Here is a 14,025-nt window from a genome sequence, read left to right as displayed (position 1 = left end):
AAACAGGATTAGATATGCAACTTCTGAAAAATCCTCAGAAATGCTCTTCGAAGAAATGATCAAGGTTCCTACCTAATGAATAAGGGAATCCATAACGATATCTTGATTTGTGCCGATGCAATGTTGGCTTGCTTCAACTCGATTGAAGAGAACAACGCTTGGAATCTGATGCCCGAATTTTTACCCGAATTAGCTAAGTGCATCGTGATGATGAACTGAGAGCTAAACATTCATTTAATTGAGGCCGAATGTGAAAAAAGCTACTAAACAAGAAATGGAAGTTAGGACTTCTAAGGCTGCTGACTTACTTGCTCTGGGGCATAGTTGCACCGTAGTAACGACCCGAGTGACCGAAGAGTATGCATTAAGCAGAAGACAAGCTCGAAGGATTACTGCGATGGCAATGGATTTGATTGTTCAAGACTTTGAAGAGATCAATATTGAGAGGCCGCAAATGGTGGCGAAACTACTCGTAAATCTCGAAGAAGGTATGCAAAAAGGACCTATTAATAACCAATCAAGTGGTGACGCTACCTGTGCAAGACAAATAATTTCATTGGCTGGATTAGCTGCTGATTCTTCGTATAACAATAGAGATAGAAAAATCTAGTATCAGTTCAAAAACTATGACTTTTTACTAATTCAACATATTTAGTTTCTAAATCTCTTGTAAATAACTCTGAATTAAACATAGGTGATGTTTCTTTTGCACTGTCTAATTTGGATTTTAAGCTTATTAATTTTTCAGGGTTTTGAGCAAGATATAAAGCTTTTTCTTCGTACTCACTTTCACTATAAGTAATTAATTCACTAAGACCCATCGTATTAAGAAGACTAGAAGTGAATCTTGCGGCATAACTTTTTCCTTGCTTTGTTAGGATAGGCATCCCTGCCCATAGTCCAAAAGTTGATGTTGAGCAGCCGTTAAAAGCAAAAGTATCAAGACCTAAACTCGCTAGAGAATGCCTTGCTAAATGTTTGTCTAATGGTAGATTATTTGCAAATATTAATCTATTTTTATCTATATTTCTTTTTTCAGCTTCGAGGCATAAGTTATTAATTGCCATTTTATTTTGTCCTTTTAACCAGAGCACACTGTCGTTTGTTTTTTTTAGTAATCTCATCCATATATCAAATTCATTTGGTGTTATTTTCTTTAGACTATTGAAACAAGTAAATATAAATCCTTTATCAGGCAAATTACAATCTTTACGTGAAATACAATCTTTGCTTATTTCCATTTTATCGTCAGTACATAGATAACAATTAGGCATTCTTATTATTTTTTCATTATAAAATCTTTCATGCCCATCTGGAATAACAATTTTATCAGCAATTATATAATCAAGTTTATTTGTTCCAATTGAACCTGGATAGCCAAGGTAGTTGATTTGAATGGGTGCGATTCTAGAAGAAAATATAGAAAATCTATTATGTCTTGTATACCCCATTAGATCTATAGCAATATCAATTTTTTCATCCCTAGCCAATTCTACAGCTTCGATATGATTTAACTTGCTTATATCTTTAAATATGCATCCAGACTTTCTTGCTCTTTCAGTGTATTCATCTTCTTTTTCGACAAAAGAGTATAAAGATATTTTATACTTTTCTTTATCATGTAATTCAAGTATTGAAGCAAGAAGAAGCATGACAGGATGATCTTTAAAATCAGCAGAGAAATAGCCAATGTGTATCTTTTCGTTATTTGATAAGGGGATTGAATATTCTGGTTGATAGTGATTTTGTTGGTATAAATTTTGTGCTCTTTTTAAATGCTTTAAGGGATTATCTTGGTAAGGTAGTAAGCTAAATGGTAAAACACAAGACCCTTCAATACCAAGATTCTTCAGCCAATTTGTTTGTATGTCTTGATTACTCCAATCGCATATTCTTCCTTTGGTTTTAATTAAACCAGCCTTGGCAATTGATAGTGAATTATTAAATTTTATCGCTTTCTTATAGTGATTTATAGCTTCATTGAGATTGCCAAGTTCATTCAATATGCCTCCTAAGTTTAAATGAGCCTCTGCAAGAGAAGGTTTAAGTTCAATTGCTTTGCGAATTGATAATTCAGCTTCTTGTGATTTGCCAAACTTGCTCAAAATCGTTCCCAGATTCGAATGTGCCTCTGCGGAATTAGGACTTAGTTGAATTGCTTTGCGGTATGACAATTCAGCTTCTTGTAAGTTTCCAAGATCTCTCAATATATTTCCAAGATTTGAATACGCGTCAGTGAGATCAGGATTAATTTTAATTGCTCTGCTTAGAGAGAGTTCTGCTTCTTTTAAGTTGCCAAGAGCTTTTAAAATCATCCCAAGATTGGAATGCGCCTCTGCATAATTAGGATTCAAGTCAATTGCTTTTCGAGTAGAGGTTTCTGCTTCTTCTAAGTTGCCAAGAGCTCTTAAAATCATCCCAAGATTGGAATGCGCCTCTGCATAATTAGGATTCAAGTCAATTGCTTTTCGAGTAGAGGTTTCTGCTTCTTCTAAGTTGCCAAGTTTACTCAATATTTCCCCTAAATTGGCATAAGCATTTGTGAAATTGTGATTAAGTTCAATTGCTTTGCGAGTAGATACTTCTGCTTCTTTTAAATCACCAAGATCTTTCAAAATGATCCCCAGATTATAATATAGATCTGCTAAATCAGGTTTAATATCAATTGCTTTTCGAGTATATAATTCTGCTTCTTTTAATTTACCAATACCTTTTAACATTGCTCCATAATTAGAAAAAACTCTGTGATCATTACATCCTTGATTTATTATCTTTTTATAATATTTTGTTGCTTCTTGAATATTTCCTTGTGAATGAAAATTAAATGCTTGATTGATTACTTGTTCCTTTGAAGGTTTATAAGGAGTGTTAGTTGAAATAGAAATATGCTCTTGCTTTTCTATCAAAGCAAATGGAACGGGGAATGTTTTGACTACAAAGCCTGCTTGTTTTTGATTTCTTTTTCCCCTGGTCAAATTATTTGTTTTGATAAGAATCTATTTTTAGAATTATACATTGCAATAAAAATTAGACTTTAAAAATAAATTGATCCTCTTCAAACTAATTAATAGTCGATCCATATGAAAAAGAAGTAATTAGTTCAGCCCCATTATGTCTTTGAGCATTTTTATTGCAATATGCGCCACTATGGGGGCCTTTTCCGCAATCCCAGTTGATAACTCTTACTGCATTTACTTCTTCACTTTGACCAAGTCTAAATTTCTCAGTTCTTTAATGCTTAGATTTCGATCATCAAAAAACATTTTTAGTTCTGCAACCGCCGTAGTAATCTTGGTTTAGTTTCGACTGTTCCATTCGTAAGGAATAAAAGTAGTTTCTCTACGGCCATTTTCTCAGAGTCTAAGAGATACTTGAGATTGAGGGACGCCCTTTATCTCTATTCCGCGAAGAGACCATCCCTCGCCGTTCTCGAGTTTGATGGTTTTGCGCAGAATTTTCTGCCAATCAGCTCTAAAAGCCACTCTGTGATTGGTAATCCATTGCCCATATTGTTGCGCAGAATTGCTATTTCAGCCACTATCAAGCACTATCAAGTGATTTTTTACCTTAACTATAAATTCCTTGAGAACTATTGATAACACAGCGTTTAGAACGAATTGGGGCCATAGCTCAGCTGGTAGAGCACCTGCATGGCATGCAGAACATCAAACCCTTAGAAGTCATTGCAATCACTAGGTTATCTCGTTAAGTAATAGATAATTGCCGCACAATTTACCGCATCACTCTAAAAACTTGTTATGTAAGCTTGTTCAGTCTATACCTCTGATTATTGCAGTTTTTGGCTTTAATAACTAATCACTAAATAATATAGAAAAGAGCTGCCAATGGGAGTCTAAATCATAAATAAGAACCCAAGTAAAAGGTGTACTTTAATTGTAATTATTGGGTTTTTCAGCTATTTTGATTATTAATTTGGCTACTTATTCGGTTGATCAGATTTATACATTCACGCCAAATAGCAACGCCTAGAAAGTCTCAAATGACTAAAGTCATTCACTCTGATTTTTTAACTGTCGCAGAAGCAATGACTTCCGCCCTTTCAACAATAGAAAAGAATCAAGCTTGGGTCTAATGCATCAGATGGTTTCTCAGAGACTTCTCAATAAGAGAATTAATACTCAATATGTTATTACTTATTCGTCTTATATTAATTATATAGATGATTATAGATGGCATAGGTGGTATAGATTGTATTTAGTCAAAAAAAATCTTAAGTGCTAGAAATCAAAGAAAAATTAAAGAAGAAAATTATACTTGGTTTACATTTTGGCCATGATGCTGGCATTGCAATTCTTGAAGAAGGTGTACCTAGAATTCATTTACTGAAGGAACGCCAAAATCGTGTGAAAAATTCTTTTGGATTAAATTTCTCTTTGATTGAAAAAGCATTAGATAATTGTAATCTTACTATTCAAGATATAGATCTTATTGCAATAACTTCAACTCAACCATACGAACTTATTTGGGTTGAAGGTCCAGAAGAATTTAAAATCGAATATGGTGAACATCCAGACTTGAAATTAAACTCATATTTTCATGAAAAAATTAAGCCACATGAGGAACAGTTTTCCAAAATGCTTGCAAGCTTTGCGATTGAGAAAATTTACTCTAATAAAAATAAAAATAATAATGATAATTATTTACTTCGTAGATTTCCTGAATATAAATATACAGAAAAGATTGATCTTGGCATAACAAAATCTTTACGTGATTTTCCCGAAGTAGATATTTGGAAAAAAGAGCTTGGATTAAAAGATATTTCGAAATTAAATTTAAGCTCGCTTCTAACAACAAATAAACAGCAAATCCTAAATAATATTTTTCATTATCCCATGCGCATTAATCTAAAGGGTCTCAGCATCCCTGGGGTAGCTATTCAGCACCATATAGCTCACGCAGCCTCTGCTTTTTTTGCAACTTCTAACGATAGAGCCGCAGTTATTACACATGATGGTGGTTTTTATAATAGAGGTCCACTAAATGGAATGATATTTTTTGGAAATTCAAATAAAATTTCACCTATTTTTCCGCATCATCTTGCGATAGGAGATCTATATGAAAATGTTGGCGCTTTTCTTGGCTTTGATATAGGCAGTGCCTCAGGGAAGCTTATGGGGCTGGCTCCTTATGGTAGGCCTATTTTCTTTACTCGATCAATGGTTGGGAATAGATATGATTGGATTTCAAATGGTATTAAAAATCCATTGAATGATTGGTTAAATCATTGCATAAATATTGCAAAGTTAAAAAATTATGATTTAAGCCCTATTGGAAATACCGATCGCATACTTGAATCAATTTGCGTAGATATAGCTGCTAGCACACAAAAAGTATTTGAAGAAACAATTTTGTACGCCACCGAATGTGCTGGAAAAATGTTACTTAACTCAGGGATTAAAATTGAAAACCTTTGCTTTTCAGGTGGAACAAGTTTAAATTGCCCTGCTAATTCTCGATTAGTAAATGAAGGCCCTTTTGATAACATTTTTATTCCACCAGATTGTGATGATAGTGGATTGCCCTTAGGCGCTGCAAAATATGTTTATCATCATATTTTAGAAAATCCACGTTTAAAAATCTCACAAAGTTCATTACGTTTGTTACCATATCTCGGTTTAACTTATAGTGATGAAAATATCAACTTTGCAGCAAGCAATGTTCAAGATAAAATAAATATAGAAGATGTAAATGAAATAGAGAAATTAGCAGCTAAAGACCTAAGTGAAAACAAAATTATTGCCTGGTTCGAGGGAAGAAGTGAAATTGGACCACGTGCGCTTGGTCATCGTTCTCTATTAATAAACGCTTCATTCGCTGAGAATTTAGAAAGAATGAATACTCTCAAATCAAGAGAGAACTGGCGGCCATTTGCGCCTGCTGTTCTAAAAGAAGATATGAACATCTATTTTCGAGGATTACAAAAAGAATCCCCATATATGCTCTTTACTGCTCAAGTAAAAACAAATGACATTCCAGCTGTTACTCACGTAGATGGATCTGCGAGGGTACAAACTGTAACAGAGGAGACTGGGGGATTATTTTTAATTCTCAAGCATTTAAAAGCACTGTCAGGTTGCTCAGTAGTACTCAACACATCTTTTAATGGCCCCAAAGAACCTATCATTGAGAAACCTAAGGAAGCTGTCGATTTTCTTTTAAGAACAAAGTTAGATGTTCTTTATTTGAATGGCAAAAGATATACAAGGAAAGATTGCTAATAGCTATGCAAATTCTGAAAGAAATTAAAACTTTTAAAAATACTATTGTTTTATTTAAAGAAGAATGCTTAGCTATAATCATTGTATGATTATAGTATTAAAAATAAACAAATTTATTATTCCAAACAGTAATAATTGACCCGCGTATATTACAAAGAGCTTACCGCAGATTTACCGCAGAATGTACCGCACATTGGGTATATCTGGGTGTATTTGGGTATATTTGAGTGGTGAAGTATAATGGTTATGTTGCTTGAGATTGATTGCAATCACTCTCATGTCAACGATTTGGGGCCATAGCTCAGTTGGTAGAGCACCTGCATGGCATGCAGGGGGTCAGCGGTTCGAGTCCGCTTGGCTCCATTAGGTTTTCTCAGTCACACCAATAGATTTCAGGGAATTTGCGATTCAGTTTGCTTGTGATATTGGAATTAATCCTTTCAAATATCCAACTTGGCAAATTCATCGAAAGAACGAATTTGGCCGCTTTAAATTGTTATTTAAGACCACAGATTCTCAGGAAAAAGAATTAATTCGTGGCGAATTTCAAAATAAAGTTAAAACCAAGGATCCAATAGAGAATGAAAAAGGTGAAGCGTTAGAAATTTTTCTATCGCATAAACGACAAGTAATTGTCCTAGGAGATCATCCAGACGATGACACTTGCATCTGGTACGACCTTGGCCCTGATGAGCTGATGGAGTTTCCCGATGAAGTTTGGGAATGGGTGAAGCAGATGGAAAGAAGAGCGATCATTGCAACTCGTAGTTCTGGTAAAAGTCGTCATCACTCAAGCGGCGATTTTAAGAGACTTGATGTTTGGCCGATTTGCGGAAGAGATTCAAATCTTTGGTGTGGCCAAAAGGCCGATGGAATGATTTCTTGCATGCGCGGGAACACTTTTGATGCAGAGCTAAGACATGGGCCGATAAGGCTTATGCAGGTGTTTAATGGTTATGTCTGTGTAAAAAAAGGCAGGATTGCTTGATTTTTATACCTGAAAAACAGAAGCGCAGAAGGAGTAAGAGTTATGCGTGATTCTTACGAAAAATTCCACTCTGACAAGGCTGGTATTCAACAACTACAGGAGTTCGCACTTCAATTACTGCGGGATAAAGTCCCACCTTTTAAACGCAATACTTACCTGCGTTCACTTGCTAGTGAGCTGGATCTTCTTATTAGAGATAAGGAGTTATTCCAAATCTTTGATGCAGCCAGATCAGAACTTAGGGGAACTTCAGATCCAGAACTCCCCGATATAGAACTAGAGATCAAAGATGAATCTTGGCTATGGGATGAACTCATAGCTTTGGAAACTTTAACCATAGTTACGGCTCTTCAAAAGGTTGGGAAAAGTTCTTTAATAAGTGCTTTTTTAGGATCCTTATCTTTTGGCTCTGAATGTTTAGGCAAGTCTGTTAATGGTGTCAAAGACCAATAATTATTGTTGGAACGGATCAACCATTAAGAGACTGGTCTGAAATTTTGGTTCCTGTTGGATTGATGGTTAAGACAGGAGACGATAAAAAGAAAATCGTTGATCCTGTAAAGGCTCTTCGGCATAAGGCAAAGCCGATCCATTTAAATGAGCAAGGCATTGAAAAGATCTATGACCTATATGAAAAACACAAAAACGCAGTAGTTCTTTTAGATGCTTTTGGATCTTTAATCTCAGGAATGGGACTAGATGAAAACCATGCAGATGCGACTGAACCTATTCGGTTCTTGACTGAAGCGATTGCTCCAACTGGAGCAACTTCTATCCTTCTTCATCACTCATCAAAAGGTCGATCAGATCAGAGAGCTTCCAATGCTGCGCGAGGTAGTAATGCTCTAACAGCAGAGGCAAGTCAGATCATCATGCTTGATTGGCTTAATGACAAAGATGAAAAGGATGAGCGCATCTGGGCGTGCATATCAAGCCAAGCCTATACCTCTAGCCATCATGGTTGCTAAAAATGGTATTGAAGCAAAACCAATGAGTTCAATATTAATTATTAACTTTAATCTTGAAACTAAATTCTGGGTAACTTTTGGAATAGTTCCCTTACTAAGAGGTATTGCCCATAAAACATATGTAACTGTGGGGTAAAGAGATAGAGAACCAACCAAAGCGAAAGTTACTATCTTTATCCAGAAAACAGGATTTTGAGTATAAAATTCCGAACCCTGACCAAACTTTAAAACTCTATATACTCCGCTAACCAAGAGAGCTATGCCTGCGATCCCATAAATAATGTCTGCAATAACCATAGATATAGCTTCTTGTTTGTTTGGATTTGGCTTTATTGAAATACGTTCAAATAACAACGCTCCAAAACAAACCATAAAGCTTAGGTAATGGATATACGCAACAGATGCCGATTTTAATAAGTCAGGAGGAAGGACTAATCCAATCGACATCACGTTAGTGCGAACAAATTATACAATAGCAAAAAACATTAGGCACAGAGGATGGGTGGTTGATTTATAAGAAAAAGATTGATAAGCCGCAATTCCTGAAAATATCATTCTCTTAAAGATAGATAAATAATTAAAGATAAAGAATCATTAGTCTATAGTTTTGATAAAAATGTGATTAAGAAAATCAGTCAAATAAGTAAGTCAAATATACTTTATATTGAAAATTCAAATTGCATCGAGCCTTTACGAAATTAGATAGATATTGAAAGACCTTGCATAATTGTCTGATTACATTCTTAATAAACGTAGATGGCGATTTCTGCATTGAAGATAATAACAATAGAAAGTTGGTTAAATAAATACATTTCAGTAAGATAAATATTTTATTTGTTATCATTTAAAAGTTATTTAAAATACTAGAATACAAAGATATAGAAATCAATCTAGTGATTAAAAATCAATTCAACAGACAAATACGAAGATTGGCTATCATTTTTATTATTATAGCTTCATCCATAACAGCTTTTAATGTAAGAATAGTCTCTGCGAAAGAAAATGAAACTCCTATATTAATTCAAAAAGTGTCAAAAGACTTTACCAAAAGATATTGCAACTCAATAGCATTTGGTCTTTCAAAGGAAAGTGCGATGAATTTTTCTTTTAAAGAAAGCAATCAAGTATTTAATAAAAGAAAAGGTTACAACAATATAGATAAAGAATTGCTTGCGGAAGAGATAGGAACAGCAGTTGTAGAAAAATGTGGTTACCCAATCAACTTATTAGGAGAAAGGGGTATTCTTGAATTTAAAAGTTACTATCTCTCAGTAGATCAAGAATCATCAGGAAAAATTAACAAAAAATGAGCAATTGGATAAGTTTTTGCAGGAATTAATTGCACTTGATATTTATTTTCTTAGTATAAGCTCTAAACAAATTCAAATCAGAATTAAGAAAAATTTATTAAAATCAACACTTAACCGATAAATTGATATGTCGATTGTGGACTTATAATGCTAAAAATTAATATTTTACTAGGTTTTCTGTTTGAAATTCTTATAAGGAATCATTAATGATAAAAACAAAAAATCATTTGCTTTGCCTATGCAAAAGAAAGTCATATGATTTATTTAGCTATGCTTTTTATATTTATTCTCTATATTGTTTATCATTAATGTGTATCCATTTGGAAATGTTGTATGGCTTATAATGCAATTAAAATGAATTATGCAACAAAGCATAATAATAGAATTTTTTATTTCTATTGGATATGTAACTCTATTAATTATTTGAGAGTTTATTTATGCCTTAATAAGGTTATTTGTACTCTATTACTCCGAATTTTGTTAACATTGAAATAATTAATGGTAGCTTTTCTTTTGATATTCCAATATGAGATAGATCTTTTATATGTAAGATTTGATTTTCATTTAAATACTCTATTAGATTATCGATAGAGGTTCCAACTATAATCCTTGAAAGAGAATCATGTAATCTATGTTTAATAATATCAGGGTTAACACTATTAACTTTTAATTTACTATTATTTATTTTTATCTCATTAGTTCCATAATTATCAAATAAGTATTTAATAGATGGTAAAAAGGCTTTCTGATTTTTAGTTGAAGCTCCTTTTGTTCTTTCAATATATAATTCAGTCCATAAATCGCGTAGTTGTTTTTGTACTATGTCCCAGGAGAATCTAGATCTCCAATATTTTTTTGCATTTACTCCCATTTCAATTCTTTTTTGTGGGTTTTTTGCAAGGAAAATTAGTCTTTCTGCCATTAAATTGTAGTCTAAACAAGTAGTCATACTTCTTAGACCAATCATATAATCATGATTTATTAATCCTAATTGATATTGAATATCGATATAATCTAATGAGTTCTCTGAACCTAAATAATAACTTGTTGGAATTAGATAACCGTTTTTTCCATCTAATACGAAGTCTTTATATCCGTTCCAATCACTAATAATAACTGGTAATTCTGCTGACATTGCCTCTACGACAGTTATGCCATATGTTTCTTGAATATTGTCAGAGGGAGAGACAAAAACATCTGCAGCCATTAATGCTAATTCCTTTTCTTCTTCTGTTGCATTTCTAAGGCCACCAAGCCTCTTCAAATTAAGTTTTTTAGTTCTTCTTGCTAGATCATTATATGCTTCTTCTGAATATTTATTATTAAAAACACCACATTCCAAGAGAATAACATTCTTATCTAAACAGCTCATTGCAGTTTTAGAAACTGCCTGATAAAGACTTAATGGATGAGCCTTAGCATGTGCACATAATCTACCTAAATACAAAATTATATAAGAATCCTTAGGAAGTTTCAAAGTATTTCTTGCTCTTATTCTTTTTTCTTGTCTTGTGGTGCTCTTATCGGTTAGGAAATCTTTTACTGCTAGTGGAATTATAGGTAATTTAATTGATTTCTTTTTAGGTAAAATCATATCAAATTTTTCTTCTAACGACTCATGATGATAATTTCTTATTCGTTCAACGACTTTTTTACCAGACGTAGAAGTACAAATTAAAGCATCCCAATCTTCAATATTACCCGTAACTGTATTTTGAATACTTTGAATTGCTGTTGTGCTACTTAATGTATGTATCATTCCTACAATAGAAAAGATATTGGATTTAGCTCCAGATCTTAAAGCGTTATATTTTACAATATTTGGATCTTGTATAAATAATGTTTTCAGATCATTTATTGAAAGTGTTGTCATAATATTTATTTTTGATTCTTTAGGTTGAATATCACTTAACAGGATTTCTAATTTTTTTTTAGCTGAATTGCTATCTGTGAATATATTTAATTGCTCGTTTTTTTTTAAGTTCTCTGTAATTCCTTTTACTATATTTATACCTGCGACTCTCCTTCCCAATAATTGCTTGCTTGTTAAATCAAAACTATCCTCAGCTAATACTAATGTTGCCGAATAGTTTTTATAGTTATTTTCAAAATCTTCCATTCTATAATTTACCTAAAGTTGAGAATACATTACCTTATTGGGAAGATTACATGAAATAGTTTGTATACCACTTCCTAATGAAAGAGATATATGCTTGATTTTTTTCATTTGCCGGAGAAATGATTTATGAGCCAATAAGTGATCTCATTTTAGTTATACCGTAATCTTCAACTCCCGCTCATACTCCGCTATATTTTTGCTAAACAAAAGAAATCTTAATTTAGCTAAGGGGGACTTGAATCGCTGACCCCTTTATGCAATGAAGCTCGAAAAATAATGTATTGAGCGTATAATAATTGAATGCAGATCATATCAAGTGGAGTTGCTGCCTGTGCAAGACAAATTATTTCACTAGCTGGTTTGGCTGCGGACTCTTAATACAACTCAAGAGGAAGGAGAACTTCTCAATAGATTTCACTGATTATTAATTAAGTACTGTTGTTTTTAACTGAAACCTTTCTGGCTTCAGTTCGTCCAAGTGACGCCTCAACTTGAGCAAGTACTTTATCTAGCTCATCAGTTTTTATTAATGATTTTTCAGCCATTAATCTGAGTTTTTTAAGTTCTTCAGAAGCTGATTTCATATCATCTCTTTGCAATAATTTTTGATGTTAAAGGGGTGTCAATAAATAAATAAGTAAAAGTTAATGTAAAAAAGGCTAGCAATGCACTTAAAAATAAAAACAGTATGAATAAACCTGTACTTGATTCAATATGTAAAAAATCAGCAGCCTTTATTAGTTCGTTGCCAGTAAAACCCATTACAAAATAATCTAACTTCTTCTAAGAATAATCATTTTAAAAATATACGAAGTAATTAAAAGTTGATGAGACAGACTAAAAATATATATTTCAATGTGATTTATAATCCAATTCTAACTTCCAAATGCTAATTGAATAGAAGGTCAAGTTATTTATATTCAAAAAAAAGTCCTCTCTATGGGCTAGAGAGAACTAAAAATGCTTTATTAATTTCATTATAAAGATGATTAGATTAAGAGCTACTTTTCATATGGAATGAACATATCAAAATATACATAATAAATAAATTTTAAATACTTTATCATGTAAGCATTCAAAATTAAGTTGATTAAATTTTTAGATTAATCATCTTTCTTTGCCTGGCTTTTCCCAATCGCTGGAGCATTCACACCATCAAAATTAGGACCAACTATTACTCCTACAATCGCAAAAAGTGCTATCGAAAGAACACCCGCTAAGATCGCCGTCGGAGCAGGTGTGCCAACTAATGAAGCAATAATCATAAGTGAATAAAATAATTAGAAAGAAGCTAATTTAGCAAAAGCTTTTTAGTACTAGAAACAAGAGATATGTAATTAATATGTATTTAAATGATTTTAAAAATGTAACAAATAATAGTATTGATGACACTTTTTTTGTATAGATAAATCTTTTAGAAATCGATTAAGATCAATTTTATAGGAGCCATTATTCAAAAGCCGAACTAATGAATATAAATACTTACGAGTAAGCCGATCTATTATTTTTTATTTAATTAATTTACCTTAAGCCGACTTTTTCATTTATTGATGGGTCAAATTCAAACATTACAAGAAAGCTTATCCGTTTTTCATTTGCTTCTATTATGTTTTAGTCCTTTGCTTCCTTTTTTATATTTTGAATTAGTTTCTAAATTACTAAAGAAAGACGATGACGATGACGATGATAGAGGTAGTGGAATCAATGTCTTAGCTTATCAAGCTTAAATAAACTAAGTTAAATAATTCTTATCTTTATAACTATTCTCCAAGAGCAATAGGTATATTTGCCGTGATCATTCTTTCTCTCTAGTTGACAATTTGATACCAAATAATATGTTTTTAAAACACAAATATTAATTAAGTAAAGGTTCAACCTAGAAATAGTAATTCATGAGATAAGATTTCGATCCATTTACTCTAAATTAATGAAATCAGCTCAAGATAGATATTTTTGTTGCTTGGAAAGTTGTCAGCACCATGAACAAATTGAGACTCCAAAAAGGATTTGTTTGGCAGTGTTAACAGATGATCCTTTTGACAATCCAAAAGTAAGTATTGTTCAGCCTTAAATTTATCAAACCTAACTATATGGCTTTTGATTTTAAAACTGTAATTGAAGATTATTGTGGAACAGGTAAACTCTCAGAAGAAGAAGTTGACTTCTTAGAGAGGGAGCATATTAAAACAATGAGTACAATTAGCGAAATATTATCTCCTTCAATTGCCCATTGGAATATTTGCGAAGCTTGTAATCTTGAACAAGGAAGTTACTGGATTACTTGTAATGCCTCAATCCTTGATAGGATTCGTCCAGTTAGAACGGGAAAGCCAAGAGCTTACAAATTATTTGATGCTCTTTGTCAATATAAGCTTTATGGACAAAATACATAATTCAATTA

14 protein-coding genes and 1 tRNA gene are annotated in these 14,025 nt (G+C 32.7%); 10 read left to right on the top strand and 5 right to left on the bottom strand.

Annotation, left to right across the window (positions count from 1 at the left end):
• Window positions 1-250: 250 nt before the first annotated feature.
• On the top strand, window positions 251-610 hold the full coding sequence (locus tag AC6EIZ_RS04995; RefSeq protein WP_498512881.1) for a hypothetical protein: 360 nt from the start codon (window positions 251-253) through the stop codon (window positions 608-610).
• Window positions 611-617: 7 nt separating this feature from the next.
• Here the strand turns inward: AC6EIZ_RS04995 and AC6EIZ_RS04990 are convergent, their stop codons facing one another.
• Window positions 618-2,975: a tetratricopeptide repeat protein gene (locus tag AC6EIZ_RS04990; protein WP_498512879.1), complete on the bottom strand. Its 2,358-nt coding sequence runs from the start codon at window positions 2,973-2,975 to the stop codon at window positions 618-620.
• Between the two features lie 1,260 nt (window positions 2,976-4,235).
• On the opposite strand from AC6EIZ_RS04990, the gene AC6EIZ_RS04985 reads away from it, so the two are divergent.
• The 5 genes from AC6EIZ_RS04985 (at window position 4,236) to AC6EIZ_RS04965 (ending at window position 8,195) form a co-directional block, all read left to right on the top strand.
• Window positions 4,236-6,239: a carbamoyltransferase C-terminal domain-containing protein gene (locus AC6EIZ_RS04985; RefSeq protein WP_498512877.1), complete on the top strand. Its 2,004-nt coding sequence runs from the start codon at window positions 4,236-4,238 to the stop codon at window positions 6,237-6,239.
• Window positions 6,240-6,529: 290 nt separating this feature from the next.
• Window positions 6,530-6,602, top strand: a tRNA-Ala gene (locus tag AC6EIZ_RS04980).
• Window positions 6,603-6,732: 130 nt separating this feature from the next.
• Window positions 6,733-7,227, top strand: coding sequence for a hypothetical protein (locus AC6EIZ_RS04975; RefSeq protein ID WP_498512875.1), 495 nt, complete (start codon window positions 6,733-6,735; stop codon window positions 7,225-7,227).
• Window positions 7,228-7,269: 42 nt separating this feature from the next.
• A complete protein-coding gene (locus tag AC6EIZ_RS04970; RefSeq protein WP_498512873.1) occupies window positions 7,270-7,680 on the top strand; it encodes a hypothetical protein in 411 nt (136 codons plus the stop codon).
• A gap of 44 nt (window positions 7,681-7,724) precedes the next feature.
• The gene (locus AC6EIZ_RS04965; protein WP_498512871.1) at window positions 7,725-8,195 is read left to right on the top strand and encodes a hypothetical protein; all 471 of its coding nucleotides are present in this window, start codon (window positions 7,725-7,727) and stop codon (window positions 8,193-8,195) included.
• On the opposite strand, the gene AC6EIZ_RS04960 is transcribed toward AC6EIZ_RS04965, so the two are convergent.
• On the bottom strand, window positions 8,157-8,642 hold the full coding sequence (locus tag AC6EIZ_RS04960) for a DUF2214 family protein (RefSeq protein ID WP_498512869.1): 486 nt from the start codon (window positions 8,640-8,642) through the stop codon (window positions 8,157-8,159). The two genes, AC6EIZ_RS04965 and AC6EIZ_RS04960, sit on opposite strands and share 39 nt — an antisense overlap.
• A 446-nt stretch (window positions 8,643-9,088) precedes the next feature.
• On the opposite strand from AC6EIZ_RS04960, the gene AC6EIZ_RS04955 reads away from it, so the two are divergent.
• Window positions 9,089-9,505, top strand: a complete 417-nt coding sequence (locus tag AC6EIZ_RS04955; RefSeq protein ID WP_498512867.1) for a hypothetical protein — start codon at window positions 9,089-9,091, stop codon at window positions 9,503-9,505.
• A gap of 451 nt (window positions 9,506-9,956) precedes the next feature.
• On the opposite strand, the gene AC6EIZ_RS04950 is transcribed toward AC6EIZ_RS04955, so the two are convergent.
• From AC6EIZ_RS04950 to AC6EIZ_RS04940, 3 genes are all read right to left on the bottom strand, one after another.
• Window positions 9,957-11,624: a glycosyltransferase family 4 protein gene (locus AC6EIZ_RS04950; protein WP_498512865.1), complete on the bottom strand. Its 1,668-nt coding sequence runs from the start codon at window positions 11,622-11,624 to the stop codon at window positions 9,957-9,959.
• A gap of 428 nt (window positions 11,625-12,052) precedes the next feature.
• On the bottom strand, window positions 12,053-12,208 hold the full coding sequence (locus AC6EIZ_RS04945; protein WP_498512863.1) for a hypothetical protein: 156 nt from the start codon (window positions 12,206-12,208) through the stop codon (window positions 12,053-12,055).
• A gap of 519 nt (window positions 12,209-12,727) precedes the next feature.
• Complete coding sequence (locus tag AC6EIZ_RS04940; RefSeq protein WP_498512861.1) at window positions 12,728-12,889, bottom strand: hypothetical protein; 162 nt, start codon at window positions 12,887-12,889, stop codon at window positions 12,728-12,730.
• Window positions 12,890-13,174: 285 nt separating this feature from the next.
• Between AC6EIZ_RS04940 and AC6EIZ_RS04935 the strand changes: the two genes are divergently transcribed.
• From AC6EIZ_RS04935 to AC6EIZ_RS04925, 3 genes are all read left to right on the top strand, one after another.
• Window positions 13,175-13,351 carry a hypothetical protein gene (locus AC6EIZ_RS04935; RefSeq protein WP_413682836.1) on the top strand — a complete coding sequence of 59 codons (177 nt, stop codon included), beginning with the start codon at window positions 13,175-13,177 and terminating at the stop codon, window positions 13,349-13,351.
• Window positions 13,352-13,551: 200 nt separating this feature from the next.
• On the top strand, window positions 13,552-13,695 hold the full coding sequence (locus AC6EIZ_RS04930; RefSeq protein WP_498512859.1) for a hypothetical protein: 144 nt from the start codon (window positions 13,552-13,554) through the stop codon (window positions 13,693-13,695).
• A gap of 19 nt (window positions 13,696-13,714) precedes the next feature.
• Entirely contained in the window at window positions 13,715-14,017 is a 303-nt protein-coding gene (locus tag AC6EIZ_RS04925; RefSeq protein WP_498507615.1) for a hypothetical protein, read from the top strand.
• The last annotated feature ends 8 nt before the right edge of the window (window positions 14,018-14,025 follow it).

It is taken from the genome of Prochlorococcus sp. G4PB16 (assembly GCF_059772465.1).
Note: the sequence above shows the minus strand (reverse complement) of the source record. Positions and strands in the feature narration are given on the sequence as shown.

What these genes read in the sequence shown, in the direction of transcription:
- AC6EIZ_RS04970 (WP_498512873.1), top strand. Translation starts at nt 7,270, where the DNA reads ATGCGTGATTCTTACGAAAAATTCCACTCTGACAAGGCTGGTATTCAA.
- AC6EIZ_RS04960 (WP_498512869.1), bottom strand. Translation starts at nt 8,642, where the DNA reads ATGTCGATTGGATTAGTCCTTCCTCCTGACTTATTAAAATCGGCATCT.
- AC6EIZ_RS04950 (WP_498512865.1), bottom strand. Translation starts at nt 11,624, where the DNA reads ATGGAAGATTTTGAAAATAACTATAAAAACTATTCGGCAACATTAGTA.
- AC6EIZ_RS04945 (WP_498512863.1), bottom strand. Translation starts at nt 12,208, where the DNA reads ATGAAATCAGCTTCTGAAGAACTTAAAAAACTCAGATTAATGGCTGAA.
- AC6EIZ_RS04940 (WP_498512861.1), bottom strand. Translation starts at nt 12,889, where the DNA reads ATGATTATTGCTTCATTAGTTGGCACACCTGCTCCGACGGCGATCTTA.
- AC6EIZ_RS04935 (WP_413682836.1), top strand. Translation starts at nt 13,175, where the DNA reads ATGGGTCAAATTCAAACATTACAAGAAAGCTTATCCGTTTTTCATTTG.
- AC6EIZ_RS04930 (WP_498512859.1), top strand. Translation starts at nt 13,552, where the DNA reads ATGAAATCAGCTCAAGATAGATATTTTTGTTGCTTGGAAAGTTGTCAG.
- AC6EIZ_RS04925 (WP_498507615.1), top strand. Translation starts at nt 13,715, where the DNA reads ATGGCTTTTGATTTTAAAACTGTAATTGAAGATTATTGTGGAACAGGT.